The organism is Devosia sp. A16 (assembly GCF_001402915.1).
Taxonomy (GTDB): Bacteria; Pseudomonadota; Alphaproteobacteria; order Rhizobiales; family Devosiaceae; genus Devosia_A.
Genome location: NZ_CP012945.1, coordinates 4,650,739 through 4,675,407, shown reverse-complemented (window position 1 = coordinate 4,675,407; position 24,669 = coordinate 4,650,739). Strand labels below are relative to the sequence as shown.

The 24,669-nt window shown below is 65.5% G+C and carries 26 protein-coding genes; 16 read left to right on the top strand and 10 right to left on the bottom strand.

All coding sequences use genetic code 11. The annotated features are described in order from the left end of the window. Position 1: 1 nt before the first annotated feature. From APS40_RS22550 to cysW, 6 genes are all read left to right on the top strand, one after another. The gene (locus tag APS40_RS22550) at positions 2 to 535 is read left to right on the top strand and encodes a tripartite tricarboxylate transporter TctB family protein (RefSeq protein ID WP_055049786.1); all 534 of its coding nucleotides are present in this window, start codon (positions 2 to 4) and stop codon (positions 533 to 535) included. Beyond that, positions 535 to 2,052 carry a tripartite tricarboxylate transporter permease gene (locus APS40_RS22545; RefSeq protein ID WP_055049179.1) on the top strand — a complete coding sequence of 506 codons (1,518 nt, stop codon included), beginning with the start codon at positions 535 to 537 and terminating at the stop codon, positions 2,050 to 2,052. The genes APS40_RS22550 and APS40_RS22545 overlap by 1 nt, the downstream gene beginning before the upstream one ends. A 259-nt stretch (positions 2,053 to 2,311) precedes the next feature. Next, a complete protein-coding gene (locus APS40_RS25245) occupies positions 2,312 to 2,467 on the top strand; it encodes a hypothetical protein (RefSeq protein WP_197279387.1) in 156 nt (51 codons plus the stop codon). A 184-nt stretch (positions 2,468 to 2,651) separates the two neighbouring features. Next, positions 2,652 to 3,650, top strand: a complete 999-nt coding sequence (cysP, locus tag APS40_RS22540) for a thiosulfate ABC transporter substrate-binding protein CysP (RefSeq protein WP_055049178.1) — start codon at positions 2,652 to 2,654, stop codon at positions 3,648 to 3,650. Positions 3,651 to 3,706: 56 nt separating this feature from the next. Then, on the top strand, positions 3,707 to 4,564 hold the full coding sequence (gene cysT / locus APS40_RS22535) for a sulfate ABC transporter permease subunit CysT (protein ID WP_055049785.1): 858 nt from the start codon (positions 3,707 to 3,709) through the stop codon (positions 4,562 to 4,564). Next, positions 4,545 to 5,390: a sulfate ABC transporter permease subunit CysW gene (gene cysW / locus APS40_RS22530; protein ID WP_055049177.1), complete on the top strand. Its 846-nt coding sequence runs from the start codon at positions 4,545 to 4,547 to the stop codon at positions 5,388 to 5,390. The genes cysT and cysW overlap by 20 nt, the downstream gene beginning before the upstream one ends. Positions 5,391 to 5,560: 170 nt before the next feature. Here the strand turns inward: cysW and APS40_RS22525 are convergent, their stop codons facing one another. The 7 genes from APS40_RS22525 to APS40_RS22495 form a co-directional block, all read right to left on the bottom strand. Next, the gene (locus tag APS40_RS22525; protein WP_055049176.1) at positions 5,561 to 6,766 is read right to left on the bottom strand and encodes a molybdopterin molybdotransferase MoeA; all 1,206 of its coding nucleotides are present in this window, start codon (positions 6,764 to 6,766) and stop codon (positions 5,561 to 5,563) included. Next, complete coding sequence (gene moaC, locus APS40_RS22520; RefSeq protein ID WP_055049175.1) at positions 6,763 to 7,227, bottom strand: cyclic pyranopterin monophosphate synthase MoaC; 465 nt, start codon at positions 7,225 to 7,227, stop codon at positions 6,763 to 6,765. Before moaC ends, APS40_RS22525 begins: the two co-directional genes overlap by 4 nt. After that, positions 7,227 to 8,018 carry an indole-3-glycerol phosphate synthase TrpC gene (trpC, locus tag APS40_RS22515; RefSeq protein ID WP_055049174.1) on the bottom strand — a complete coding sequence of 264 codons (792 nt, stop codon included), beginning with the start codon at positions 8,016 to 8,018 and terminating at the stop codon, positions 7,227 to 7,229. The genes moaC and trpC overlap by 1 nt, the downstream gene beginning before the upstream one ends. A gap of 3 nt (positions 8,019 to 8,021) precedes the next feature. After that, positions 8,022 to 9,041 (bottom strand): anthranilate phosphoribosyltransferase, encoded by a 1,020-nt coding sequence (gene trpD, locus APS40_RS22510; protein ID WP_055049173.1) that lies wholly within the window; start codon positions 9,039 to 9,041, stop codon positions 8,022 to 8,024. Beyond that, on the bottom strand, positions 9,038 to 9,634 hold the full coding sequence (locus tag APS40_RS22505; RefSeq protein WP_055049172.1) for an anthranilate synthase component II: 597 nt from the start codon (positions 9,632 to 9,634) through the stop codon (positions 9,038 to 9,040). The genes trpD and APS40_RS22505 overlap by 4 nt, the downstream gene beginning before the upstream one ends. 97 nt (positions 9,635 to 9,731) lie before the next feature. Further along, on the bottom strand, positions 9,732 to 11,243 hold the full coding sequence (gene trpE, locus APS40_RS22500) for an anthranilate synthase component I (protein ID WP_055049171.1): 1,512 nt from the start codon (positions 11,241 to 11,243) through the stop codon (positions 9,732 to 9,734). Beyond that, positions 11,240 to 13,114 carry a peptidylprolyl isomerase gene (locus APS40_RS22495; RefSeq protein ID WP_055049170.1) on the bottom strand — a complete coding sequence of 625 codons (1,875 nt, stop codon included), beginning with the start codon at positions 13,112 to 13,114 and terminating at the stop codon, positions 11,240 to 11,242. The genes trpE and APS40_RS22495 overlap by 4 nt, the downstream gene beginning before the upstream one ends. Positions 13,115 to 13,247: 133 nt before the next feature. Here APS40_RS22495 and tpiA point away from each other — a divergent pair, with 133 nt between their 5' ends. From tpiA to APS40_RS22475, 4 genes are all read left to right on the top strand, one after another. Then, positions 13,248 to 14,003: a triose-phosphate isomerase gene (tpiA, locus tag APS40_RS22490; RefSeq protein WP_082434605.1), complete on the top strand. Its 756-nt coding sequence runs from the start codon at positions 13,248 to 13,250 to the stop codon at positions 14,001 to 14,003. 104 nt (positions 14,004 to 14,107) lie between these two features. Beyond that, positions 14,108 to 14,608 carry a preprotein translocase subunit SecG gene (gene secG, locus APS40_RS22485; protein WP_055049169.1) on the top strand — a complete coding sequence of 167 codons (501 nt, stop codon included), beginning with the start codon at positions 14,108 to 14,110 and terminating at the stop codon, positions 14,606 to 14,608. Positions 14,609 to 14,735: 127 nt separating this feature from the next. After that, a complete protein-coding gene (locus APS40_RS22480; RefSeq protein WP_055049168.1) occupies positions 14,736 to 16,364 on the top strand; it encodes a CTP synthase in 1,629 nt (542 codons plus the stop codon). After that, entirely contained in the window at positions 16,364 to 16,861 is a 498-nt protein-coding gene (locus APS40_RS22475) for a GNAT family N-acetyltransferase (protein WP_055049167.1), read from the top strand. The genes APS40_RS22480 and APS40_RS22475 overlap by 1 nt, the downstream gene beginning before the upstream one ends. On the opposite strand, the gene APS40_RS22470 is transcribed toward APS40_RS22475, so the two are convergent. Beyond that, entirely contained in the window at positions 16,858 to 17,577 is a 720-nt protein-coding gene (locus APS40_RS22470) for a glutathione S-transferase family protein (RefSeq protein WP_055049166.1), read from the bottom strand. The two genes, APS40_RS22475 and APS40_RS22470, sit on opposite strands and share 4 nt — an antisense overlap. Positions 17,578 to 17,645: 68 nt before the next feature. Here APS40_RS22470 and APS40_RS22465 point away from each other — a divergent pair, with 68 nt between their 5' ends. The 4 genes from APS40_RS22465 to APS40_RS22450 all read left to right on the top strand — a co-directional run bounded on the left by APS40_RS22465 (position 17,646) and on the right by APS40_RS22450 (position 19,746). After that, positions 17,646 to 18,263, top strand: coding sequence for a TetR/AcrR family transcriptional regulator (locus APS40_RS22465; protein ID WP_055049165.1), 618 nt, complete (start codon positions 17,646 to 17,648; stop codon positions 18,261 to 18,263). A 22-nt stretch (positions 18,264 to 18,285) separates the two neighbouring features. Then, positions 18,286 to 18,477: a DUF4169 family protein gene (locus APS40_RS22460; RefSeq protein WP_055049164.1), complete on the top strand. Its 192-nt coding sequence runs from the start codon at positions 18,286 to 18,288 to the stop codon at positions 18,475 to 18,477. 34 nt (positions 18,478 to 18,511) lie between these two features. Next, positions 18,512 to 19,177, top strand: a complete 666-nt coding sequence (locus APS40_RS22455; RefSeq protein ID WP_055049163.1) for a LuxR C-terminal-related transcriptional regulator — start codon at positions 18,512 to 18,514, stop codon at positions 19,175 to 19,177. 89 nt (positions 19,178 to 19,266) lie between these two features. Further along, entirely contained in the window at positions 19,267 to 19,746 is a 480-nt protein-coding gene (locus tag APS40_RS22450) for a glutathione peroxidase (RefSeq protein ID WP_055049162.1), read from the top strand. On the opposite strand, the gene APS40_RS25085 is transcribed toward APS40_RS22450, so the two are convergent. Together APS40_RS25085 and APS40_RS22445 are read right to left on the bottom strand one after the other, a co-directional pair. Continuing rightward, on the bottom strand, positions 19,743 to 19,901 hold the full coding sequence (locus APS40_RS25085; protein ID WP_156343044.1) for a hypothetical protein: 159 nt from the start codon (positions 19,899 to 19,901) through the stop codon (positions 19,743 to 19,745). The two genes, APS40_RS22450 and APS40_RS25085, sit on opposite strands and share 4 nt — an antisense overlap. A gap of 335 nt (positions 19,902 to 20,236) precedes the next feature. Beyond that, positions 20,237 to 21,412, bottom strand: a complete 1,176-nt coding sequence (locus APS40_RS22445; protein WP_055049161.1) for a hypothetical protein — start codon at positions 21,410 to 21,412, stop codon at positions 20,237 to 20,239. A gap of 208 nt (positions 21,413 to 21,620) precedes the next feature. Between APS40_RS22445 and APS40_RS22440 the strand changes: the two genes are divergently transcribed. Next, the gene (locus APS40_RS22440) at positions 21,621 to 23,120 is read left to right on the top strand and encodes a DegQ family serine endoprotease (protein WP_082434603.1); all 1,500 of its coding nucleotides are present in this window, start codon (positions 21,621 to 21,623) and stop codon (positions 23,118 to 23,120) included. Further along, the gene (locus tag APS40_RS22435) at positions 23,120 to 24,436 is read left to right on the top strand and encodes a replication-associated recombination protein A (RefSeq protein ID WP_055049160.1); all 1,317 of its coding nucleotides are present in this window, start codon (positions 23,120 to 23,122) and stop codon (positions 24,434 to 24,436) included. Before APS40_RS22440 ends, APS40_RS22435 begins: the two co-directional genes overlap by 1 nt. Positions 24,437 to 24,669: the final 233 nt, after the last annotated feature.

Genomic DNA, 24,669 nt, shown 5'->3' with positions numbered 1-24,669 from the left:
CATGGCTCAGGCAAACAAGCAGCGCCGCCCCGACTGGGCGGCGCTGGTCATCGCTGCGGGTCTGATGGCTCTCGCGCTGCTGGTCGCGTGGGATGCCTCGCGGCTGGGCGCCGGCGGCGCCTATGCGCGGATCGGGCCGCAAACCATTCCCTATGTGATCGCGATCTGCCTCGCCGGTCTCGCCGTATGGACGGTCATCGCCGCCTATCGGCACGATTTCCCCGAGCGCGAGCAGCAGGATCTGCCGCCAGTGCTGTGGATCGTCGGCGGGCTGATCGCGCAGATGGCGCTGATCAAGTATGCCGGCTTCTCGATCGCGACGGGCATCCTGTTCGCCATGGCCGCACGTGGCATGGGCAAGGTTTCGCTACCCCTGGCGCTGCTGAGCGGCATCCTCATCTCGGCCGTGGTCTGGTTCGTGTTCGCCCGCCTGCTGCAGCTGACGCTGCCCGCGGGTCCGCCCGAGCACCTGCTGGTCCAGGGCTTCGACCTCATCACCGCGCCGTTCAAGGCTGCTCCGGGGAGCGCCAACTGATGGATACTTTTGCTCTGCTGCTGCAGGGGCTTTCGGTTGCCATCCAGCCGATCAACCTCTTGTACGCGCTGGTCGGGGTGACGCTGGGTACCGCCGTCGGCGTGCTTCCCGGCATCGGTCCGGCCACGACCGTCGCGCTGCTGCTGCCGGTCACCTACAAGCTCGATCCGGCGGGCTCGCTGATCATGTTCGCCGGCATCTATTACGGCGGCATGTATGGCGGCTCGACCACCTCGATCCTGCTCAACACCCCCGGCGAAAGCGCTTCGATCGTCACGGCGCTCGAAGGCAACAAGATGGCCAAGGCGGGCAGGGGCGGTCCGGCGCTTGCCACCGCAGCGATCGGCTCGTTCGTGGCGGGGCTCATTGCCACCGTCGCGCTGGCCTTTCTCGCTCCCTGGGTGGTGAAGTTCGCGCTGGCTTTCGGGCCACGCGAGTATTTTGCGCTGATGGTGCTGGCCTTCGTCACCGTCTCGGCGGCATTCGGCGATTCCGCCTTGCGTGGGCTGACCTCGCTGTTCATCGGCCTGACCCTGGGGATCATCGGCATTGACCTGCAGACCGGCCAGGCGCGGTTGAGCTTCGGCATTCCGGACCTCCTCGACGGGGTCGAGGTGACGACGCTGGCGGTCGCCATGTTCGCCATCGGCGAAACACTGTTCGTCGCGGCTCAGGGCAAACGTGCGCCCGAGACCGTGGAGCCGGTGCGTGGTTCGCTGTGGATGAGCGCCAAGGACTGGGCCCGGTCATGGAAGCCGTGGCTGCGCGGCACGGTGATCGGCTTTCCGATCGGGGCGATGCCGGCCGGCGGCGCCGAGATCGGCACGTTCTTCTCCTACGCCGCGGAAAAGAAGCTCTCCAAGCACCCCGAGGAATTCGGCAACGGCGCCATCGAAGGCGTGGCCGGACCGGAGGCCGCCAATAATGCGTCGGCGGCCGGCACGCTGGTGCCCCTGTTGACGTTGGGCCTGCCGACGTCGGCCACTGCGGCGATCATGCTGGCTGGCTTCCAGCAATATGGCCTGCAACCGGGGCCGCTGCTGTTTACTTCGAACCCGCAGCTGGTCTGGGGTTTGATCGCGAGCCTGTTGATCGCCAACCTGATGTTGATCGTGCTCAACCTGCCGCTGATCGGGCTGTGGGTGAAGCTGCTGACCATCCCCAAGCCCTGGCTCTATGCGGGCATCCTGCTGTTCGCGACGCTCGGCACCATCGGCGCCAACCCGTCGGTGTTCGAGCTGGGCATGCTGCTGGCGTTCGGCCTGCTCGGCTATGGCTTGCGGCTGTTCCACTTCCCGATCGCACCGGTGGTGGTGGGGCTGATCCTCGGCCCGATGGCCGAGCAGCAGTTGCGGCGGGCGCTGGCCATCTCGCAGGGCGACGTGCTGGTGCTGTTCACCTCGCCGATCTCGGCGACGCTGCTGGCGCTTGCCGCGCTGGCGCTGATCGTGCCGCTGATCCTCAGGGCCCGCGGCAAGGGCGAAGTGCTGGCGGCGGTCGCGGCGGATAACGACTGAGCGAATTGGACGATCACTGGCCTCTCCGTGATCCTCCCCCGCGTGGCGGGGGAGGGGGACCACCCGAAGGGTGGTGGAGGGGGCGAGAAGAGTCGCCGTGAGTCTGGCTTCCCCCTACACCAGCTTCGCTGGTCCCCCTCCCCCGCCACGCGGGGGAGGATAACGAAGCCTGCAACAGGCGCATGGCTTGCCTGCCGTCGGCCCTACTGCCGGAGGCAGGCAAGCCTTCCCATCTTGAAGGGGACGAAAGGACCTTCAGATGACCCGCAAGCCCAGCCTGTTCCGCGATCTGTTCAACATGTTCGGCGCCGCCAATGCCGCCGCCGCGGCGACGCATGAGAGCCGCACGCCCAATGCCCGCGACCTGCGTACGCTCGGCATCGACCCCCGGCAGTACCACGCCATCAGCCGCTGACGCCGCAGCCGGTCGGAAATGACGTTGCGCTGGCGCCCAGTCCAGCGCAACACGATGCTCTTTGCCTCGCCAGTGGGGAATAAGTCCTCCAGATCAACGCACTAGGCTTTGACCCCGGCCTCGTCCCTGGTGTTTGTCGCCTCACCGAATCCTCGGTTCACTCCGATTTTTCCGCTGGGGCATAATGAACAAGCTTTTCACTGCGGCCGTTGCCGCCATTGTGTTGGGAACCGCGCCGGTACTGGCGCAGACCACCGAGATCCTCAACGTCTCCTACGACATTTCGCGCGAGCTGTTCGACGCGGTGAACGCCAAGTTCGTACCCTCCTACAAGGCTTCGGCCGGGACGGACGTGAAGGTCAACCAGTCGCATGCCGGCTCGTCCAAGCAGGCCGGCCTGATCCTCGAAGGGCTCGAAGCCGACGTCGTCACCTTCAACCAGGTGATCGACGTCGACACGCTCGCCAAGGGCGAGTTCGTTGCCGCCGACTGGAAGACGAAGTTCGAGAACAACGCGTCGCCCTTCTACTCGCTGCCGGCGTTCCTCGTGCGCGAGGGCAATCCCAAGGGCATCAAGGACTGGGCCGACCTCGCCCGCGACGACGTCAAGATCATCTTCCCGAACCCCAAGACTTCCGGCAATGGCCGCTACACCTACCTCGCGGCGCGCGCCTGGGCGACCGAGGCGTTTGCCGGGGACGAGGCCAAGATCGAGGAGTACCTCAAGAAGGTGTTCGCCAACGTTCCGGTGTTCGAGACCGGCGGTCGTGCTGCCACCACCACGTTCGTCGAGAACAAGATCGGCGACGTGCTGATCACCTTCGAGGCCGAAGTGCTGGGCACCATCAAGCAACTCGGTGAAGACCAGTATGACGCGGTGATCCCGTCGGTGAGTCTCCTGGCCGAGTTCCCGGTCGCTGTGGTTGACAAGGTGGTGGACAAGCGCGGCACCCGCGACATTGCCACGGCCTATCTCAACTACCTCTACTCGCCCGAGGGGCAGGACATTGCCGGCTCGTTCTTTCACCGCGTGCATGAGGCCGCGGCCGTGGAGAAGTACAAGGGACAGTTCCCCGAGGTTCGCCTCGTGACCGTCGAGGACGTGTTCGGTGGTTGGGACAAGATCAAGGCCGACCACTTTGCCGAGGGCGGCCTGCTCGACAAGGTCTTCCTGAACCAGTAGGGCCCGGACCATTGAGCATCCTCGAAACGGCGCGGGATACCCCCCGCGCCGTCGCAATTGCAGCGCGTCCGAAACGAGCGGCGAGACCCAGGCGCAGGCATCTGTTGCCGGGCTTCGGCCTCACCTTCGGCATCACTACGCTCTACCTCGTGCTGATCGTGGCGTTGCCGCTCGCGGCGATGCTGCTCAAGACCTTCAGCCTCGGCTGGCCGGAGTTCTGGCGCATCGTCTCATCGCCGCGCGCCGTCTCGGCTTACTGGATCACGTTCTCGTCCGCTGCCGCCGCTGCTGTGTTCAACGGCTTTTTCGGCCTGCTGCTGGCCTGGGTGCTGGTGCGCTACGAGTTCCCGGGCAAACGGATAATCGACGGGCTGGTCGACCTGCCGTTCGCTCTGCCGACGGCTGTTGCCGGGCTGGCCCTGGTGACGCTGTTCGGTCCGGCCGGCTGGTATGGGCAGATCCTGGTGCCGCTGGGGATCACCGTCACCCACGCCCAGCTCGGTATCATCGTCGCCATGGCGTTCACCTCGCTGCCTTTCGTGGTCCGCACCGTACAGCCGGTGCTGGAGGACATTCCCGAGGACGTACAGGAGGCGGCGCGGCTGCTCGGCGCAAAGCCGCTGCAGGTGTTCTCGAGGGTGATCCTGCCACTGATCCTGCCGGCGTTCACCACCGGCGTGGTGCTGTGCTTCGCCCGGGCCATCGGCGAGTTCGGCGCGGTGGTGTTCATCGCCGGCAATCTGCCGGGGATGACCGAGATCGTCTCGCTGCTGATCTTCATCCGGCTCGACGAGCACAACTATCCGGCCGCCGCGGCGCTCGCGACCGTGCTGCTCGTCACGGCGTTCGTCACGCTGTTCCTCACCAACCTGCTTCAGGCCTGGCAGCTTCGCTATGCAGATAAATCCCGCTGACGCGTCACTGCCGGCCGACCCGCGCCACCCGCAATCGGCGGTGGCGTGGGGGCTCATCGGTCTCGCCTATCTGATGGCCGGCGTGGTGCTGCTGGTGCCGCTGGTGCTGATCGTCGTCACGGGGTTCCGCGAGGGCGTAGGCGTCTATCTTGCCAACATCGTCGAGCCCGAGACTCTGCACGCCATCTTCCTCACGGTGCTGGCGGCGATCGTCGTGGTGCCGATCAATGTCGGATTCGGCATTGCCGCAGCCTGGCTGGTGACCCGCTACGAGTTTCGCGGCAAGCGTCTGCTGATCACCTTCATCGAGATCCCGTTCTCGGTGAGCCCGATCGTCGCCGGCGTGATCTATCTTTTCCTCTATGGCGGGCAGGGGCTGCTCGGCCCCTTGCTGGCTGAGTTCGACCTCAAGCTGATGTTCACGGTGTGGGCGATCTTCCTCGTCTCGCTCTTCGTCACCTCGCCATTCGTGGCGCGCGAACTGATCCCGCTAATGCAGCAGCAGGGCGGCGAAGACGAAGAGGCGGCGCTGTCGCTGGGCGCCAACGGCCGGCAGATCTTCTGGCACGTGACCCTGCCCAATATCCGCTGGGCGCTGCTTTATGGCGCGGTGTTGTGCAATGCCCGCGTCATCGGCGAGTTCGGCGCGGTGTCGGTGGTTTCCGGTGCCATCCGGGGTCAGACCAACACGTTGCCGCTGCAGATCGAACTGCTGTTCAACGATTTCAACGTCACCGGCGCCTTTGCCGCTGCCTCGACCCTGGCACTGCTGGCAGTGATCACCATCGTGCTCAAGTCGGTGCTGGAGCGGAAGACCGGGCACTAGTTCGGCTACCATTGCCACGTTGACGCTCGCCGACCCCCACGCTTGATCCCTCCCGCAACGGGGAGGGAGACGACGGAACCGCGATGTCAGTGTGAGGGTCTCCCTCCCCCTTGCGGGGAGGGGACAGGGGTGGGGGGCAACACGTGCCAGCCCTGAGGCGGAGCCTTGAGCTAGCCCCAGCTGAGGGGGATCACGTCGACGATCTCGCCCGGCGGCACCCCGGGCGAATCCTCCGGCACCACGATAAGGGCATCGGCCAGCGCCAACGAGGTCGAGTGGCTCGAGTCGGTCTCGAAGATCGGCTCGACCTGCATGAAGCCGATATCGTTGCGGCTGAGAGTCGCCCGCATGAAATGGCGGCGTGGGCCGTTCGGCGGCAGGCCGAGCAGGGTGGGTACGCCAATGCGCGGCCAGAACGGATCGATATGTCCGGTCATGGCCCTCAGCGCCGGTTTCAGAATCACCGTCGCGGTCACCAGCGCCGAGACCGGGTTGCCCGGCAGGCCGAACACCAGCGTCTTGCCGCGCGTGCCGAACATCAAGGGCTTGCCGGGCCGCATCCTGAGCTTCCAGAAATCCACCTCGACGCCGAGGTCGCGCAGCACCTCCTGCACATAGTCGCGCTCGCCGACGCTGGCGCCGCCAGTGGTGACCAGCATGTCGACGCCCTGGTCGAAGGCCGCCAGCAGAGCGGCCTCGAGCCTATCCTTGTCGTCGGCGACGATGCCCAGGTCGATCACCTGCTCGGCCCAGGGCGAGAGGAGAGGGATCAGGCCGTAGCTGTTGGAAGCGATGATCTGGTCGGGGCCGAGCGGCGTGCCGGGCGGCACCAGCTCGTCGCCGGTCGCCAGCACGGCGATCGTCGGCCGGCGCGTCACGGTCAGGGCAGGATGATTGGCCGAGGCCGCGAGGTTGAGCATCGCCGGAGTAAGCGCCACGCCGGCCGGCAGCAATTCTGCGCCGCGTCGAAAATCGAAACCGGCTTTGCGGACGCTCTGGCCGACCGGGGGCACCTTCTCGAAACTGATCTGATTGCCCTTGGCCGTCGCTTCTTCCTGCATGATCACCGCATCGGCGCCGATCGGCAGTGGCGCGCCGGTGAAGATGCGGACGCATTGGCCATGCTCCATCATGCCGACGAAGCGCGCGCCGGCCTGCGACGTACCCGCCAGCTTCAGCGGCCGGCCGGGAATCACCTCAGCGGCGCGCACGGCATAACCGTCCATGGCGCTGGCATCGAATGGCGGCTGACTGTGGCGCGCCACCAAGGGCTGGGCCAACACCCGGCGATGCGCGCCAGAGAGCGGCACCGTCTCGCTGCCGAGTCGTGGAAGCTTGCGGAAGACCCGCTCGATGGCTTCGTCGACCGGCATCATCGGTGGAAATCGCCCGACTTGCCGCCCGACTTTTCTTCGAGCTGGATGGCGGTCACCCGCATGGCGCGATCATGCGACTTGGCCATGTCGTAGAGCGTCAGCGCCGCGACCGAGGCCGCGGTCATCGCCTCCATCTCGACGCCGGTCTGCGCCGTCGTCTCGGCCGTCGCCGTCACCAGCAGGGCAGGGCCGTCCGCTTCTATCTCGACGGTTACGCTGGTGAGCGGGATCGGGTGGCAGAGCGGGATCAGCTCGGCGGTTTTCTTGGCCGCCATGATGCCGGCGATGCGGGCCACGGCCAGCGCGTCGCCCTTCTTCAGCTCGCCGCCGAGGATCAGCGCCACCGTCTCCGGCTTGGCTTCGAGCCGCGCCGTGGCCACCGCGCGCCGGCGCGTCGTGGCCTTGTCGCCGATATCGACGATATGCGCTTCCCCCCGCTGGTTGAGGTGGGTGAGCGCCATCAGCCGTGCAGCAGCTTGATGGTCGCGGCGGTAACGTCGTCCTGGCGCATCAGGCTCTCGCCGACGAGGAAGGTGCCGATGCCGGCATGCTCGAGCTTCTGGAGGTCGGCATGGGTGTTGACGCCGCTCTCGGACACCAGATGCACCCCCTGCGGCACGCCGCCGGCGAGGGTCAGCGAGGTGTTGAGGGTGGTCTCGAAGGTGCGAAGGTTGCGGTTATTGATGCCGATGAATTCGGCATTCAGCCCCAGCGCTCGGTCGAGCTCGATCTGGTCGTGCACCTCCACCAGCGCATCCATCCGCCATTCCTCGGCGGCGTCGAGCAGGTAGCGCGCCGTGTCGTCATTGACCGCGGCGAGGATGACCAGGATGCAGTCGGCGCCCCAGGCACGGCTCTCGGCGACCTGATAGGTCTCGAACAGGAAGTCCTTGCGCAGCACCGGCAGCTTGGTGGCGTTGCGCGCTTCGATCAGATAGCCGGCTGCACCCTGGAAGCTCGGCCGATCGGTAAGCACGGAAAGACAGGCGGCGCCGCCCAGCTCGTAGGCCCGGGCAATCTCGGCCGGGTTGAAATCGGGACGGATCAGCCCCTTGGACGGGCTCGCCTTCTTGACCTCGGCGATCAGAGCGAACTGGTTGTCCGCCCGCTTTTTCTTCAGAGCCGACAGGAACCGCCGCACCGGCGGTGCGTCATGGGCTTCGGCAACCACCTCGTTCCACGGCCGGAGGGTTTTCGCCGCGGCGATTTCCTCGCGCTTGTAGACTTCGATCTGGGAAAGGATGTCGGACATGGGTCAGCTGTTCGATACGGAGATGAGTTTGTCGAGCGTCAGTTTGGCGCGGCCGGAGTCGATCTCGCGAGCGGCGAGTTCGGCGCCGAGCTTCAGCGTGTCGGCGCGGCCGGCGACGATGAAGGCGGCAGCTGCATTGAGCAGCACGACGTCGCGATAGGGGTCCTTCACGCCATCCAGCAGGCCGCGCAGCCGCGACGCATTGTAGGCGGGGTCGGCGCCCTTGAGGTCAGCCATTTTGGCGCGCGGCAGGCCGGCATCTTCCGGGGTGATCTCGAAACTGCGCAGGTCGCCGCCTTTGATCGAGGCAACGAAGCTCGGCCCGGTGGTCGAGAGTTCGTCGAGCCCGTCGGCGCCGTGCACCACCCAGGCCGAGATGGCCCGGTTGGCCAGCAGCGCCGCGGCGACCGGTTCGACCCATTTCTTGTCGTAGACGCCCAGCATGTAACGGCGCGCTCCCGCCGGGTTCGACTGCGGCCCCAGGAGGTTGAACATCGTGCGGGTGCCCATCTCCATGCGGGCGGGGCCGACATGTTTCATCGCCGGGTGGTGCGCCGGCGCGAACATGAAGCCGATACCGGCCTCGCGAATGCACTGGCTGATCTTGTCCGGCCCGATATCGATCTTGATGCCCAGTGCCTGCAGCACATCGGAAGCGCCGGATTTCGAGCTCAGCGCGCGGTTGCCATGCTTGGCCACCGGAATGCCCGCTGCCGCCGCGACGATAGAGGTGGCGGTCGAGATGTTGAGGGTTTCCGCCCCGTCGCCGCCGGTGCCGACGATGTCGACGACGCTGTCGGGCGCATCGACCGTCACCGGCACCATCTTGGCGCGCAGGATGGAGACCGCGGCGGCGATCTCGCCCACTGTCTCACCCTTCACCCGCATGCCCATCAGGAAGGCGCCGATCTGGCTCGGCGTCGCTTCGCCGTCCATGATCGTGGTCATCACCGATCGCATTTCCTCGCCGGTCAGATCCTGGCGCGAGGCGATCTTGTTGAGAGCTGCCTTGATGTCCATCACGCGGCCTTCCTGAGGTTGAAGTCGCGGGCGAGGTTGAGGAAGTTCTGCAGGATCGCGTGGCCGTTTTCCGACGCGATGCTCTCGGGGTGAAACTGCACGCCATGGCTCGGGTAACGCCGATGCTGCATGCCCATGATCAGCCCGTCATCGGTGGAGGCAGTAACCTCCAGCGCATCGGGCAGGCTCTCCGGCCGCACGATCAGCGAATGGTAGCGGGTTGCCTCGAAGCCGGCATTGAGGCCACGGAACAGGCCTTTGCCGGTGTGATTGATCTTCGATGTCTTGCCATGCATCAGGTGCGGGGCGCGGATCACTTCGCCGCCCATGGCCTGGCCGAGCGCCTGGTGACCGAGGCACACGCCGAGGATCGGCGTCGTCGGCGCGAAGCGATCGATCAGGCCGAGGCAGATGCCAGCGGTATCGGGGGTTGCCGGACCAGGCGACAGCACGATCGCCTCCGGGGCGATCTCCGCCACCTGGTCGAGGGTGATCTTGTCATTGCGCCACACTTCGGACTCGCTGCCAAGCTCGCCCAGGAAGTGGACGAGGTTATAGGTGAAGCTGTCGTAATTATCGATGACGAGGAGGCGCATGTCTCAGGTTCCAGGCTCGGAGGTATGTAAAACACCGGGTCATTCCCGCGAAAGCGGAAATCTCAGAATCAGAGCTGCCCTCGCCATCGTAGAGTGATCATTGTCCGACCCGCGCCTCGCCGGCATAGCGGAGCGCTTCTTCGGCGGCGCTGAACAGGGCGCGGGCCTTGTTCTCGCACTCGAGCTGCTCCAGTTCGGCCTTGCTGTCGGCGACGATGCCGGCGCCCGACTGCACATAAATCTTGCCTTTGGAGACGATCGCGGTGCGCAGTACGATGCAGGTGTCCATCGTCCCGTCGGCGCCGAAATAGCCGACACAGCCGCCATAGATGCCGCGCCGGGATTTTTCCAGCTCGTCGATGATCTCCATCGCCCGCACCTTGGGCGCCCCCGACACGGTGCCGGCGGGGAAACCAGCCGCCAGTGCGTCGACGAAATCGTACTTCGGGTCGAGGTCGCCCACGACGTTCGAGACGATGTGCATGACGTGCGAATAGTATTCGAGGAAGAACTTGTCGGTAACCTCGACGCTACCGATCTTGGCGACCCGGCCGACGTCGTTGCGGCCGAGGTCGAGCAGCATCAGGTGCTCGGCCAGTTCCTTGGGATCGCTCAGCAGTTCATCCGCCAGTTCCTTGTCGCGGGTCGGCGTGGCGCCGCGCTTGCGAGTGCCGGCGATGGGGCGGATGTTGACCTTGCCATCCTGCACCTTGACCAGGATTTCCGGGCTCGAACCCGCCACGGCGAAATCGCCGAAATCCAGCATGTACATGTAGGGCGAGGGGTTGGTACGGCGCAGGGCGCGATAGAGCGCCGTCGGGGGCAGGGTGAAATCCGCTTCGAAGCGCTGGCTCAGCACCACCTGGAAGATATCACCGGCGCGGATGTACTCCTTGGCGTCCTCGACCATGCGGGCGTATTGCTCGACGCTGGTGTTGGATCTGACCGCAATGGCGTCGATGTCGGGCGGCGTCGCGGTATAGGGCAGGGTGCGGGCCATGCGACCGACCGCATCGTCGATGCGGCTCTGCGCGCCTTCCCAGGCCTGCCTGGCGCTGACGCCGGGGCGAATGTAGACCGGCGCCGTGAGGTAGAGCTCGTCCTTGAGCGTATCGAACACGGCGAGCACGGTCGGCCGCATCAGGATCGCCTCGGGAAAGCCCAGCGGGTCCTCGTGGCGGTCGGGCAGCACCTCCATCAGGCGCACCATGTCGTAGCCGAGATAGCCGTAGATGCCCGCCGCGGTCGAGGGCAGGCCCGGCGGCACTTCGGCCTGGCTCTCGGCCACAAGGGCGCGAAGCACGTCGAGCGGCGGCTCGCTGACCGGGGTGAAGGCGTCGGGGGTCAAGCCGGCATTGCGATTGATGCTCGCCTGGCCCTTCTCGACCTTAAGGATGATGTCGGGGTCGAACCCGATCATCGAGTAGCGGCCGACAGTAGCGCCGTCCTGCACGCTTTCGAGCAGGAAGGTGTTCTTGCGACCCTCGGACAGCTTCAGGTAGGCGCCGATCGGCGTCTCGAGATCGGCAACGACCCGCCGGAAGACGATTTGGGCGCGGCCGGCTTCGTATCCGGCCGCGAAGGCCCCGTACTGGTCGTCGGAGCTCATCGCACCGCGCCGGTGTCAGTGAGTTGCCTGAGGACCTGCTCGTTGATCCGCATACCGGCCTGGCTCTTCAGGCCGGCCAGCAGATCGCTGTAGAGCGCGTCACGCGCCGTTTCCTCGACATACTTCTTGATGTCGGCGGTCTGGTCGACGGTGCCGGCGTTCACTTCGGCCACCTGGAACACCACATGGTCGCCGTCGCCATTCACCGCCGAACCGAAATGCGTCGGCCCGCCGTTGAAGATTTCGTTGGCGACCGTCTGGTTCAGCACCGTAGTGCCGTCGCCCGAGCGCTTCAGCGGCTGGCTGAGGATCGGAAACTGGCCGACGCTGCTGGCGACGTCGGCGAAGGGCGTTCCCGACTTCAACTGGTCCAGCAGCTTGGTGACCTCGGCGCTCACCGCCTCTTCGGTCTTGGCATTGGTCCAGGCGGTGACCACGGCGTTGCGGACCTCATCGAGGGTCTGGTCGCGCGCCTCGTCGACCTGCTTGAGGTCGAACCAGACGTTGCGGGTCGAGCTCAACTGAATGGTCGGGGCGAGGTTGCCCTGTTCCGCCCGGAACACCGCAGTGGCGATGCGCTGCGCGTCTTCCGCGCCGATATCGGGATCGTTGGCGAGCTCAGCGCCGTTCTCGGTCAACGGAATGGTCACGGTGTGCAGCCCGAAGCGCTCGGCAATCTCGGGCAGCGGCTTGAAGGCCGCGCGCAGTTCCTCGATCTGGTCGAGCACGTCGGTATACTCGTTGCGCGCCTGGGTGACCGCCAGTTGCTTGGCGATCTCGGCTTTGGCGTCCTCCAGGCTGGTCACGCCGCCCGGCTCGATTGCGGAGACAGTGACGGCCCGCTTCGAGCCGATCCCCTCGATGATGACATAATCGTTGAGCGCCAGCCCGAACGCCGCGTCGGCGAGGCTGCTGTCGGTGATCTCGGTCTTGGCGAGGTTGCCCAGATCCTGTGCGGTGGCCCCGCTCGCCGCGAGCACATCGGAGAACGGCGTGCCGGCGGCCTTGCCGTCGGTGAAGGCCTTTTCGAGTTCCGGCGTGCTGAGCACCACCTGCTTGACGTTACGCCGTTCGATCTTCACCCGGCTGTCCTTGGTGCGCTCGTACTCGGCGGCGATCTGCTCGTCGGTAACGGTCTTGGTGGCGGCCAGCGCCTCGGGTGACAAGGCCAGGAGTTCGACGGTGCGGGTGGCCTTGGTGCGGAACTGCGCCTGGTTGTCCTTGAGGTAGGTGGCGAGCTCTTCTTCGGTCGGCTCCGCAACCGGCGGCAGGCCCTGGGCGTTCACCACGAAGTAATCGACGGTGCGCGTGTCCCCCGAGAAGCGGGCCAGCAGTTCGGTGGCCGTCGCCGATGCCGGCGCACCTGCCAACAAGCCGCTCACCAGTTGCTGGCGGCGTGCCGCCTTGGTCTGGAGGTCGAAATACTCAGCCTCGGTATATCCGTTCTGCTGCAGGACGCGCAGGAAGTTGTTGCGGTCGAACGAACCGAGAGCGCTCGAAAAGCTCGGGTCCTCGCGCAGCATCTTGCCGAGCCGGTCCTCGGAAACGCCGAGACCAAGGTCTTCGCCGAGCTTGTTGACTGCCGCTTCACCGGCCAGCCGATCCAGCACCATGCCAGGCACGCCGAAGGTCACGGCCTCCTCCGCCGTCGGCACGCGACCAATCTGCCGCGAGATGGCGCTCACCTGGCTGTCATAACCGCGCTGATAGTCCCGCACCGAGATATCCTGGCCGGCGACGGTCGCCACGGTGTTCGTGCCGAACCCGGTGATGACGTTCGAGATGCCGAACCCTGCCAGGCCGACAATCAGAAAAGCGCCGAGAATCTTGCCGAACCAGGTCTTGGTCAGGTGACGAAAGCTATCGAGCATCGAGACAAATCCAACAACAGCCGCCTCCCCGGCGGGCGGCGGATACTAGACAGGGTCGAGTTTGTGCCGCAAGGCACATCGGGACGGGGGTTATGGCAAACTACCACAATAGGCAAGTAGAAGGAGTGTCGAGGTGACGGCAGAGATCACGCCGCTGATCGCGGGCAACTGGAAGATGAACGGCACCACTGCCGCATTGGGCGAGGTGCAGAAGCTGGCAGGCCTGCTGGCTGCCGGAGGTGGCCCGCGCTGCACTGTGGTGATCTGCCCGCCGGCAACGCTGCTCGAACGGCTCAACGAACTGGCCGCACCGGCCGGCATCGTCAGCGGCGGGCAGGACTGCCACACGGCAACCAGCGGCGCCCATACCGGCGATATCAGCGCGCAGATGCTGGCCGATGCCGGGGCCCAGTACGTGATCGTCGGCCATTCGGAGCGCCGCACCAACCATGGTGAGACCGATGCCCTGGTGCAGCAGAAGGCGGTGGCGGCGCACGCCGCCGGGCTGGTGCCGATCATCTGCGTCGGCGAAACGGAAGCCGAGCGCGATGCCGGCAATGCTGTCAGCATCGTCATCGGGCAGCTCGAACGCTCTGTGCCCGATGACTGGTCGGGTCACGAGGTCGTCATCGCCTATGAGCCGGTATGGGCCATCGGCACCGGCAGGACGCCGACCGCGGCCGACATTGTCGAAATGCACGATGCGATCCGGGGGCAGCTCGAGGGCCGCTTCGGCGCGCGCGGTTCGAGTACCCGGATTCTCTATGGCGGCTCGATGAAGCCATCCAACGCCAGCGAGATTCTGCGCATCGGCAACGTCAATGGTGGACTGGTCGGCGGCGCAAGCCTCTTGGCAAACGACTTCCACGCCATTATCTCGGCGGTCTAGTAGAGGCATCCGGCGCCACCACAAAGGCGGCGGATGGCGCTGGCATTTGTGTTGGCGCGCGTGTAGAAGGCGCGCCAAACCGATATCGAAAGCCTGAAGGTCCAATGGCCAACGTCCTGATCGTCGCCTATCTCCTGATCGTACTCGCGCTCATTGCAGTGATCCTGCTGCAGCGGTCCGAGGGCGGCGGGCTGGGCATGGGTAGCTCGAACGCCAACGGCCTGATCTCGGTACGCGGCTCGGCCAACCTCCTCACCCGCACCACGGCGATCCTCGCCGCGCTGTTTTTTGCATCGGCCATCGCGCTGACAGTCCTCTCTTCGGTCGACCGGGGCACGAGCTCGATCCTCGACCGCGCCGCCCAGGGCGGCGAAGCGGCGCCGACGACGGTGCTCGACGCCCTGCAGCAGCTGCAGCAGCAGAGCTCCGGTGATCTGCCGGTGCCGGCCGCGCCTGCGACGCCATCGACGACCACAACTCCGTCGACGACTACTGAGGCTCCCGCTCCAGCGTCCGACCTGCCGGTGCCGGCGCAAACGGCGCCCGTTACGGAAGCTCCGGCGACGCCGACGACGACAGAACAGCCAGCGGCGCCCGCCAACTGAGGCCGCCGCGACAGCGAACCGGGGAAGGGGATGGCAACATCCCCTTCTTCTTTTTTTGTGTGGGGTGCCGTTCGTGATCGGCGGCGCTCTTGAGAATCAGAACTTCGACCAAATAGGATAAAGGCCCATGGCTCGGTACGTTTTCATCACCGGTGGCGTGGTTTCCTCCTTGGGCAAAGGCCTTGCATCCGCGGCGCTCGGCGCGGTGCTGCAGGCGCGTGGTTACAAGGTCCGCCTCCGCAAGCTCGACCCCTATCTCAACGTCGATCCGGGCACCATGTCGCCCACCCAGCATGGCGAGGTGTTCGTCACCGACGATGGGGCGGAGACCGACCTCGATCTCGGCCACTACGAGCGCTTCACCGGCCGCCACGCCAACAAGCGCGACAACATCACCACGGGTCGCATCTATTCCGACATCATCGCCAAGGAACGCCGCGGCGACTACCTCGGCGCCACCGTGCAGGTGATCCCGCACGTCACCGACGCCATCAAGGACTTTGTCCGCGAGGGTAACGAGGATTTCGATTTCGTGCTGGTGGAAGTCGGCGGCACTGTCGGCGACATCGAGGGGCTGCCGTTCTTCGAGGCGATCCGCCAGTTCGGCAACGATCTGCCGCGCGGCCACGCCATCTACATGCACCTGACGCTGATGCCGTTCATCCCGTCGGCGGGTGAGCTGAAGACCAAGCCGACGCAGCACTCGGTGGCAACGCTGCGCTCCATCGGCATCTCGCCCGACATCCTGCTGGTCCGCTGCGACCGCCCGATCCCCCACTCGGAACGCAAGAAGCTGGCGTTGTTCTGCAACGTGCGCGAAAGCGCCGTGATCCAGGGCCTCGACGTCGCTTCGATCTACGACGTGCCGCTCGCCTATCACAAGGAAGGGCTCGACCGCGAAGTGCTCGCCGCCTTCGGCATCGAGGACGCGCCCGAGCCGGATCTCAAGGCATGGGAGGATGTGTCGTCGCGCCTCCACAACCCCGAGGGCGAGGTCAACATCGCCATCGTGGGCAAGTATACCGGGCTCAAGGACGCCTATAAGTCGCTCAGCGAAGCGCTGGTGCATGGCGGCATCGCCAACCGGGTAAAGGTCAACCTCAACTGGATCGACTCGGAGATCTTCGAGCACGAGGATCCGGCGCCCTATCTCGAGCACATCCACGGCATCCTGGTGCCGGGCGGCTTCGGCGAGCGCGGTTCGGCCGGCAAGATCCAGGCGGCCCGCTTCGCGCGGCTCAAGGACGTGCCGTATTTCGGTATCTGCTTCGGCATGCAGATGGCGTGCATCGAGGCGGCGCGGAACACCGCCGGCATCAAGAATGCCAATTCCACCGAGTTCGGCCCGACCAAGGAGCCGATCGTCGGCATCATGACCGAGTGGACCAAGGGCAACGAGAAGGAGACGCGCTCGGTCGAGGGCGACCTGGGCGGCACGATGCGCCTCGGGTCCTATCCGGCGCAACTCGCCAAAGGCTCCCGCGTGGCCGACATCTACGGCTCGACCCGCATCACCGAGCGGCATCGTCACCGCTACGAAGTGAACATGAACTACCGCAAGGTGCTCGAGGCCAACGGCCTGCTGTTCTCCGGCGTTTCGCCGGACGGCAAGCTGCCCGAGATCGTCGAGCGCACCGACCACCCGTGGTTCATCGGCGTGCAGTTCCATCCGGAGCTGAAGTCCAAGCCGTTCGAGCCGCACCCGCTCTTTGCCAGCTTCATCGAAGCGGCCAAGGAGCAGAGCCGGCTGGTCTGATGCAGATCCGCACGGCGCGGTTGCTCCTGCGCCGGGCGCGTCCGGACGATGTCGACGCCATTTATGCGATCATGTCCGACCCGCGCGCCATGCGGTACTGGTCGTCATTGCCGCATGAGAACCGCGACGTCACAGCCCGGTTCATCGCCGACATGCTGGTCGAGGCGCCCGACCGCGACCTGTTCATGGTCGAGCAGGATGGGCAGGTGATCGGGCGTCTCGGGGTTTGGAAGTTTCCCGAAGTCGGGTTCATCTTCCACCCCCGGACATGGGGCCAAGGCATCGGCTACGAAGCAATGTCGGCGTTCACCGCGCATTGCTTTGCCCGCCCGCAGGTCAGCGAACTCACCGCCGATGTGGATCCGCGCAATGCCGCGTCGATCGGATTGCTCACCAAGCTCGGCTTCGTCGAAACCGGCCGTGCGGAGCGCACCTTTCTGATCGGCGACGAGTGGTGTGACAGCATCTATCTGACACTGCCGCGCCCGACGGCTTAAGCCGCGACGCGCGCTTCTGCCTTCGCCTCTGCTACCCGCTGCAGGTAAGCCAGAAGGCCGGGTCGGCTCTTGATGCTGTCGGCGACTGGTGTCGGCATCGGCCACGCCGCCATCGGTCCGAGCAGTCCATAGGCCGACAGGTCGGCCATTGAGGGATGGCTGGCCACGAGGAATGGCTTGTCGCCAAGAATTGCCTCGATGGCGTCCAGGTCCGCCTTGCCCTTGGCTGCGATCGTCGCAGCGTCATGGCGGGCAATGCCGCGCGCGGTCAACTGGGTGCGGAAGTGACGACAGATCATCGCGGCAACCGGCGCGGCAACAATGCCCGGCGCCACGCGTGCCGCCATGCCGCGGACCGCCTCGATGCCTGCCGGGTGAACGAACAGCTCCCACTCGAGCAACATATGGAAGTGCTCCTCGAGCATGCGTCGAAGCGTGTGGGAGAGGGCGCGCTGCTCCTCGGTGAGGCCCGCGTCGATGTTGAAACCGCTGCGCCGCGCCAGCAACTCGATGATCACCTCGCTGTCGCCGATCCGTTCGCCGTCAAATTCGATCCATGGGCTCTTGCCCTTCGGCCCCTTCGAGGGAACGTCCTCGAACACGTGGTCGTAGGGGATGTTGGCGAGGTCCAGCCATTTGAGCAGTTTCAGGGCAAACGGCCCCGAGGTTGGCAGCCCCCAGTCAGGCGAGAAGGTAGACACGGTGAGTTTCGGCATCGCGACACCACTTGCTTACCATTGGTAAGTTACCATACTTACCAATGGTAAGTTGTCAAGGGATCAAGATGGCGGGGCGCAGCCGGGTCACCCGGGAATCGATTGTCGAACACGCGCGTCGGATCGTCGCCGAGCACGGCACCGCGGCCCTGACGTTCCAGGCGCTGGCGGGTGCCTTGGGGGTTTCCAAGCAAGCGATTATCTACTGGTATCCCAATAAGTGGGAACTGATCCGCGATTTCTCGCTACCCGAACTCAGGATCGAAGCCGACATCCTGATCGCAGCCCTCGGGCCGGCGACGACCGGCGCCGACGCGATGGAGCGTTTCGTGCGGGCCCTCGTGACGCACCATCTCAAGGATCTCGGACGCTTCCGTATGCTCTATCTGGCGCCGCAGTTCGATGAGCGCGCCGCGGCGCCGGGAGTGGTGGAGCTGCTCGCCCCGATCCACGCCGCAACGTCATCGATGTATGGTGCGCTGGCGGAGCGGCTCGCGGCCGATCCGAATTTCACCGGCGGCGAAGATCCACGCCGGCTGGCGGTGGCCGCTCACATGGCCGGCATCGGCCTCGTCACCATGGTGGCGCTCGCCGCAGCGATGGACGATCCAATGGCGCACCGGATCGAGGCCATGCTCGATGCGCTCATCGCGCTGTTGACCCGGATGCCGGCCGCTGCACAATAGCGGTGCAATCGGAGTGTCGTTCTTGGCCGAAATCCTCTCCCTCTCGAAGGCTCGCAAGGCCAAGGCCCGGGTCGCCAAGGAACAGGCCGCAGCGGAGAACCGGATCAGGTTCGGGCGCAGCAAGGCCGAGCGGCAACGCGACAAAGCGCAGGATGCCCTCGAAACCCGGCGCATCGAGGCACATCTGCTTAAGCCTGAGAACAGTGAGGGGTAGGGAAATTCGTCCCGCTCTGCGCTAACTTGCCGGCATGAGCCTGACGAGATCACGCGGCCGCCCGCGCTATGCCGACAGCCTGACGCCCGCCGAATGGCGGGTCGCCAATGCCATTCGCCATGGCGGCACCGACCGGACGATCTCGCAACGGCTCGGCATCAGCAGCGACGCAGTGAAGTTCCACGTCGGCAATATCCTGGGCAAACTCGGCCTCGCCGATCGCCGCGCGCTGCGGCAGTGGACCGGTGTGCCGCTGGCAAGCGCCCTGGGACAGCGACAGCAGAGGGGAGACGACATGTCCGAGCTGGCAAAGGCTTCGGCAGGCAACGAGGTTCGCTGGGGCACGATCGGACAGCTGGCTCGTTCGGTCCGCGACATTGCGGCGGCCGAAGCCTGGTATCGCGATGTGCTGCAGCTGCCGCATCTCTACACGTTCGGCAATCTCGCCTTCTTCGATTGTGGCGGCACCCGGCTGATGCTGAGCGCGGGCGAGAGAGCAGGCGCCGACGAGTACGTCATCTATTTCCGCGTTCCGGACATCCATGCTGCGCATCTCGAATTGCAGCAGCGCGGCGCGGCGTTCAAGGCGGCGCCGCACATGATTCACCGCCACGCCGACGGCACGGAGGAATGGATGGCCTTCTTCGCCGACAACGAGGACCGGCTGCTGGCCATCATGTGCCAGGTACCGCCGGCCTGATGGTTACACGGCTGTTGCTTGAAAAGCCGCGCGGCATGGTGCAGCTATGACGCGAGGGCAGGGATGTTGCCCTGGCCGGAGCTATTGCCTTGACCACACTTTATGATTTTTCCGCCCCGCTGCTCGGCGGCAAGCCGCAATCGCTCGCCGACTATCGCGACAAGGTCGTGCTGGTGGTCAATGTCGCCAGCAAATGCGGTTTCACCCCGCAATATGCCGGGCTCGAAAAGCTCTACGAGACCTACAAGGATCGTGGCCTCGTCATCCTCGGCTTTCCCTGCAACCAGTTCGGCGAGCAGGAGCCAGGCACAGAAGCCGAGATCGCAGCGTTCTGCGACCTCAACTACAACGTCACCTTCCCGATCTTCGGCAAAGTGCTGGTCAATGGACGCGGGGCGCTGCCGCTCTACCAGTGGCTGCGCCGCAAGGCCCCCGGCCTGCTCGGGGTGCAATTGATCCCGTGGAACTTCACCAAGTTCCTGGTCGACCGCAGCGGTACGCAGGTGCAGCGGTTCGCATCGACCACCGAGCCGGCGGACATCGCTCCGGCGATCGAGAAGCTGCTTTAGCTTTTGTGATGCAGCCGTCGCCGTTCGGCGCGCGTCTCGTGCCGGCCTTCGTGCACGGCTTTCCGATCGATGACGCGTCCGCGCCAGAACAACACGCCGCCCCAGGCCACAAAGCCCAGCAGCACCACTAGTCCCAACACCACCCCACCCGGCATCTCGCCACCTCGCTTGGGTTGCTGAGGGGGAGGATATGCCTGTTGGGGGGGCGGCTCAAGGTCGCTCCAGCCACCGGACCCGTCTCCCCCCATGCGGGGGAGAATGGAATTTCTTGGGCTTAGCTTCTTGGCTAAGCCTTAGAAATTCCAAGAGGGGGGACGTGGAGGGCACGGTGGCTCAAACGTCCCCCCTCTTGCGAAAACTAAGGACTTAGCTGCGCTAAGCCCAAGTTTTTGCTTTCTCCCCCGCATGGGGGGAGATGGGCATCGAGTATCAGGCAAGAAAGCCCGGCAAGCTCTCGCTTACCGGCTCAGGTTGCTCTGCTGACTGCAGCTCACTCCGGCTGCATGTCCTTGCCGGTATAGACTTCGTCCACCCAGTACTGGTCGCGGCGCCAGAAGCCGTTGAACGGGGTCAGCGAGGCCTGGGTGTAGGCGCCCATCAGGCCGAACTCGATCCAATCGTCTTCATCGACGTCGGAGGGCAGGGTGAAGATCTGCGGCAGCACGTCATAGCTGTCGCAGGTCGGGCCCCAGACGGTGAAATCGGAGAACTCGCCATCATTGTCGTGCAGGCGCGGGCCGCGCCAGACCCGGGTCGGCGGGGTGAAGTGCATGAACTTCACTTCCATCAGCGAGCCATAGGCGCCGTCGTTGAGATAGACCGACTGACCGCCGCGCTGGTGCTTGACCCGCAACAGCAGCGAAGTCGAGGAAGTCACCAGCGCCCGGCCCGGTTCGATGATCAGCTCGGGCCTGGAGCCGGCGAAGTTGTCCTTCACCGCCTGGGCGATGGTCTCGAAATAGTAATCCATCGGCGGGGCTTCCGACGTCGGGTAGGGGGCTGGATAGCCTCCGCCGATGTTCAGCCGCTTCAGCTCGATGCCAGATTCCTCGGCGATCTTGGCCGCTGCCGCGATGTGACGCTCGTAGGCATAGACATCCTCGCACTGCGAGCCGACATGGAAGCAGAGCGACGGGGTGTAGCCCATCTGGTCCACCAGCTTGACGATCTCGGCGGCCCCATCCTGCATGACGCCGAACTTGATGCCGAAGTCGTACGACTTCAGCGCCTTGCCGGCCTTGAAGCGGGTGGTCACCTCGATGTCGCGCGACGGCGACACCACCGCCGCCAGCTGGTCGAGCTGTTGCGGGTGGTCGATGGTGAACGAGCGGACTCCGAACTCCTCATAGGCGCGTTCGATCTCGCGCTTGTTCTTGATCGGGTTGTTGTAGTGCATCGCCGCGCCGGGGGCATGGTCGCGCACCAGTTCCATCTCCATGTTGGAGGCGACGTCGAAGGCCTTGAGGCCTTCTTCGTGCAGCTGCCGGATGATGTGCGGCGAGGGATTGCACTTGACCGCATAGGTCAGGAGCCCGTCGAACCCTTTCCTGAACACCTTGGTCGCCCGGTGCAGTTCCTTCTTGGAGAACAGAAAGCTCGGAAAATCCGGCTCTTCGCTGGCGATCAGCTGCGAAGTGTTGGCGTAGACCGTGGTTGGCTCAGTCATTGGGCGGCTAACCTTTCAAAGGTCTTGTACGAGGGGTCCTCGGGGCACAAAAACGAGCGCTGCATATAGGGTCGATTGCCCCACTGGGCAACGTCATAATTCCGGGATTACCAATCCGTAAGCCCAGCACCAAAAAGGCGCCAGATTCGCGGCGTTTGTCGGGCCAGTGCCGCGCCTCGGTCGCGCGGTGTCGCCTGAGGATATTACGATGACGAAACAAGGTTGGATCATAGCCCTCGGCGGGGCCGCCGCCGGCGCCGTGCTGGTGTTCGGGTACGCCGAACTTTCGAGCCGGACGGCACTGTCGACCGGGCCGGCGATCGTCGCCCAGGCGGCCGAGACCGGGGCGCCGCAGACAAAGTCGCAGACCGAAACGAAGGCGGTCCCGGCCACCCGCACCGAGATGCAGCTGAGCTTTGCCCCGGTGGTCAAGTCGGTGACGCCGTCGGTGGTCAATGTCTACGCCACCACGATCAGCCAGCGCGCCACCTCGCCCTTCCTCAACGACCCGTTCTTTTCACAGTTCTTCGGCGGCGACAGTCCGTTCATGGACAGCCGGCCGCAGAAGTCGCAGTCGCTCGGCTCGGGCGTCATCGTCGACGGCGCCGGGGTGATCCTCACCAACCATCACGTTGTCGAAGGCGCGACCGACATCCGCATCTCCACCAATGACGGCCACGAATATCCGGTCGACCTGGTGCTGGACGACCCCAAGACCGATCTGGCCGTGCTCAAGGTGAAGGACGCCAAGGGGGCAACCTTCCCGGCGCTGGCCTTTGCCGATTCCGACCAGCTCGAGGTCGGCGACCTGGTGTTGGCCATCGGCAATCCGTTCGGCGTGGGCCAGACCGTCACGTCGGGAATCGTCTCGGCGCTGGCGCGCACCGGGGTCGAGAGTTCGAACTACGAATTCTTCATTCAGACCGACGCGGCGATCAATCCGGGCAATTCCGGGGGCGCGCTGGTCGACCTGCAGGGCCGGCTGGTGGGCGTCAACACCGCTATCGTCTCGCGCTCCGGCGGCTCGGTCGGCATCGGCTTCGCCATCCCCGCGAACATGGCCAAGCTCGTCGCCGAAACCGGCATTTCCGGCGGCGCGCTGGTTCGCCCGTGGTTCGGGGCCCGCATGCAGCCGGTGACTGCGGACCTCGCCGACAGCCTTGGGCTCGGGCAGGCCCGCGGCGCGCTGATCAGCGAACTGGCGCCTGGCGGACCGGCCGAGAAGGCGGGTTTCAAGGACGGCGACGTGATCCTGGCGGTCGATGGCTTCAACATCGAACAGCCCAGTGCCTTCGACTTCCGCCTGGCTACCAAGGCGGTCGGGGCGACGGCGGACGTGCAGTATTTCCGCGGCGGCAAGACCGAAGACAAGGTCATCACGCTGGAAGCGCCTCCGGGCGCTGGCAAGCCGGTAACGGTTTCGGGCAATACGCGTTTCGCCGGCACCTCGGTGGAAACGGTCACCCCGGCGGTGGCGCAGGAGCTGGGACTGCCCTATGACACGCACGCCGTGGTGGTTCGCGACGTCGAGGCCGGCTCGCCCGCCGACGACATGGGGCTGAGGGCCGGAGACCTGATCCTCAGTCTCAACGGCGAGGCGACGGACGACGCCGAGCGCTTCGGCAAGCTCGCCAGCAATCGTCCGCAGAGCTGGCGGGTTGTGCTACAGCGGGGTGGCCGGATCGTCCGGGCCGAGGTAAGTGGGTGATGGATTCCCTGTTCGATGATGTCGCACCGCGCCCGCTCGCCGAGGCCCTGAGGCCGCAGCGGCTGGCGGACGTCATCGGTCAGGATCATCTGCTTGGGCCCAATGGCCCGATCGGCCGCATGGTGGCGGCCGGCCGGGTCTCGTCCTTCATCCTGTGGGGACCGCCCGGCGTCGGCAAGACCACCATTGCCCGCCTCGTTGCCAAGGAAGTGGGGCTCGATTTCGTGCAGCTGAGCGCGGTGCTCTCCGGTGTCGCAGACCTGCGCAAGGTGATCGCCGACGCCAAGGCGCTGCGGCTCGGGGCAGGGCGGCAGACGGTGATGTTCGTCGACGAACTCCACCGCTTCAACCGCACCACGCAGGACGCATTGCTGCCACATGTCGAGGACGGCACGGTGATCCTCATCGGCGCCACCACCGAGAACCCCAGCTTCTCGATGGTCGCGGCGCTGCTCTCGCGCGCCAAGGTCTATACGCTGCGCCGGTTCGAGAAGCCGGACCTCGCGATCCTCGCCGAACGGGCCGAAGCACATGTCGGCCGCAAGCTGCCGATCACCGCCGAAGCCCGCGATGCGCTGCTCGACATGGCCGACGGCGATGGGCGCTACCTGATCGGGCTGGCCGAAGAGCTGTTCGCGCTGCCCGAGGACGCGATGCTCGACGTCGCCGGCCTCGCCGAGACGGTGCAGAAGCGCGCGCCGGTCTACGACAAGGGGCAGGAAGAGCACTACAACCTGCTCAGCTGCTTTCATAAGAGCCTGCGCGGCTCGGACGTGCAGGCGGCGATGTATTGGGCGCAGCGCATGCTGGTCGGGGGCGAGCATCCGGACACCATCTTCCGCCGCCTCGCCTGCGCCGCCTCCGAGGATGTCGGCATGGCCGACCCGCAGGCCATGGTGCAGGTGATCACCGCCTGGAACGCGTTCGAGCGCACCGGGCTACCGGAGGGCGAACTGTTCATGGCGCAGGCTATCGCCTATGTCGCCACTGCCCCCAAATCCAACGCCGCCCATGTCGGCTTCGCCAAGGCCAAGGCGCTGGCCATGCAGACCGGGTCACTCGCGCCGCCCAAGCACATCCTCAATGCTCCGACCAAGCTGATGAAGGAGCTGGGCTACAACAAGGGCTACCGCTACGACCACGACTATCCCGACGCCTTCTCGGGCCAGGAGTTCTTCCCCGACGAGCTGGCCGGCGACCGTCGCCCCGAGCTCTACCAGCCGAACGAGCGTGGCTTCGAGCGCGAGGTGATCAAGCGCCTCGATTTCTGGTCTGGCCGCCGCGAGCAGCGCCGCGAGGAAGAGGGCGGGGAGTAAGGCATCTCGCGGGCTGAGGGAGTGATCCTGCCTTGGGCCAGGTGAGGCCGTCGTCGAACTCGGCCACGGGAAGCACACCCCAACTACGATGTCGTCCCCGCCAAAGCTGGGACCCAAGCATCCACTGGTGCGGGCGGTGAGTTGGTCCCAGCTTTCGCTGGGATGACATCCTGTGGGTGCGTCAAAGGCCGATCGCGCAACCAATGTCACCGTCGCTACCAATCCCGAGACGA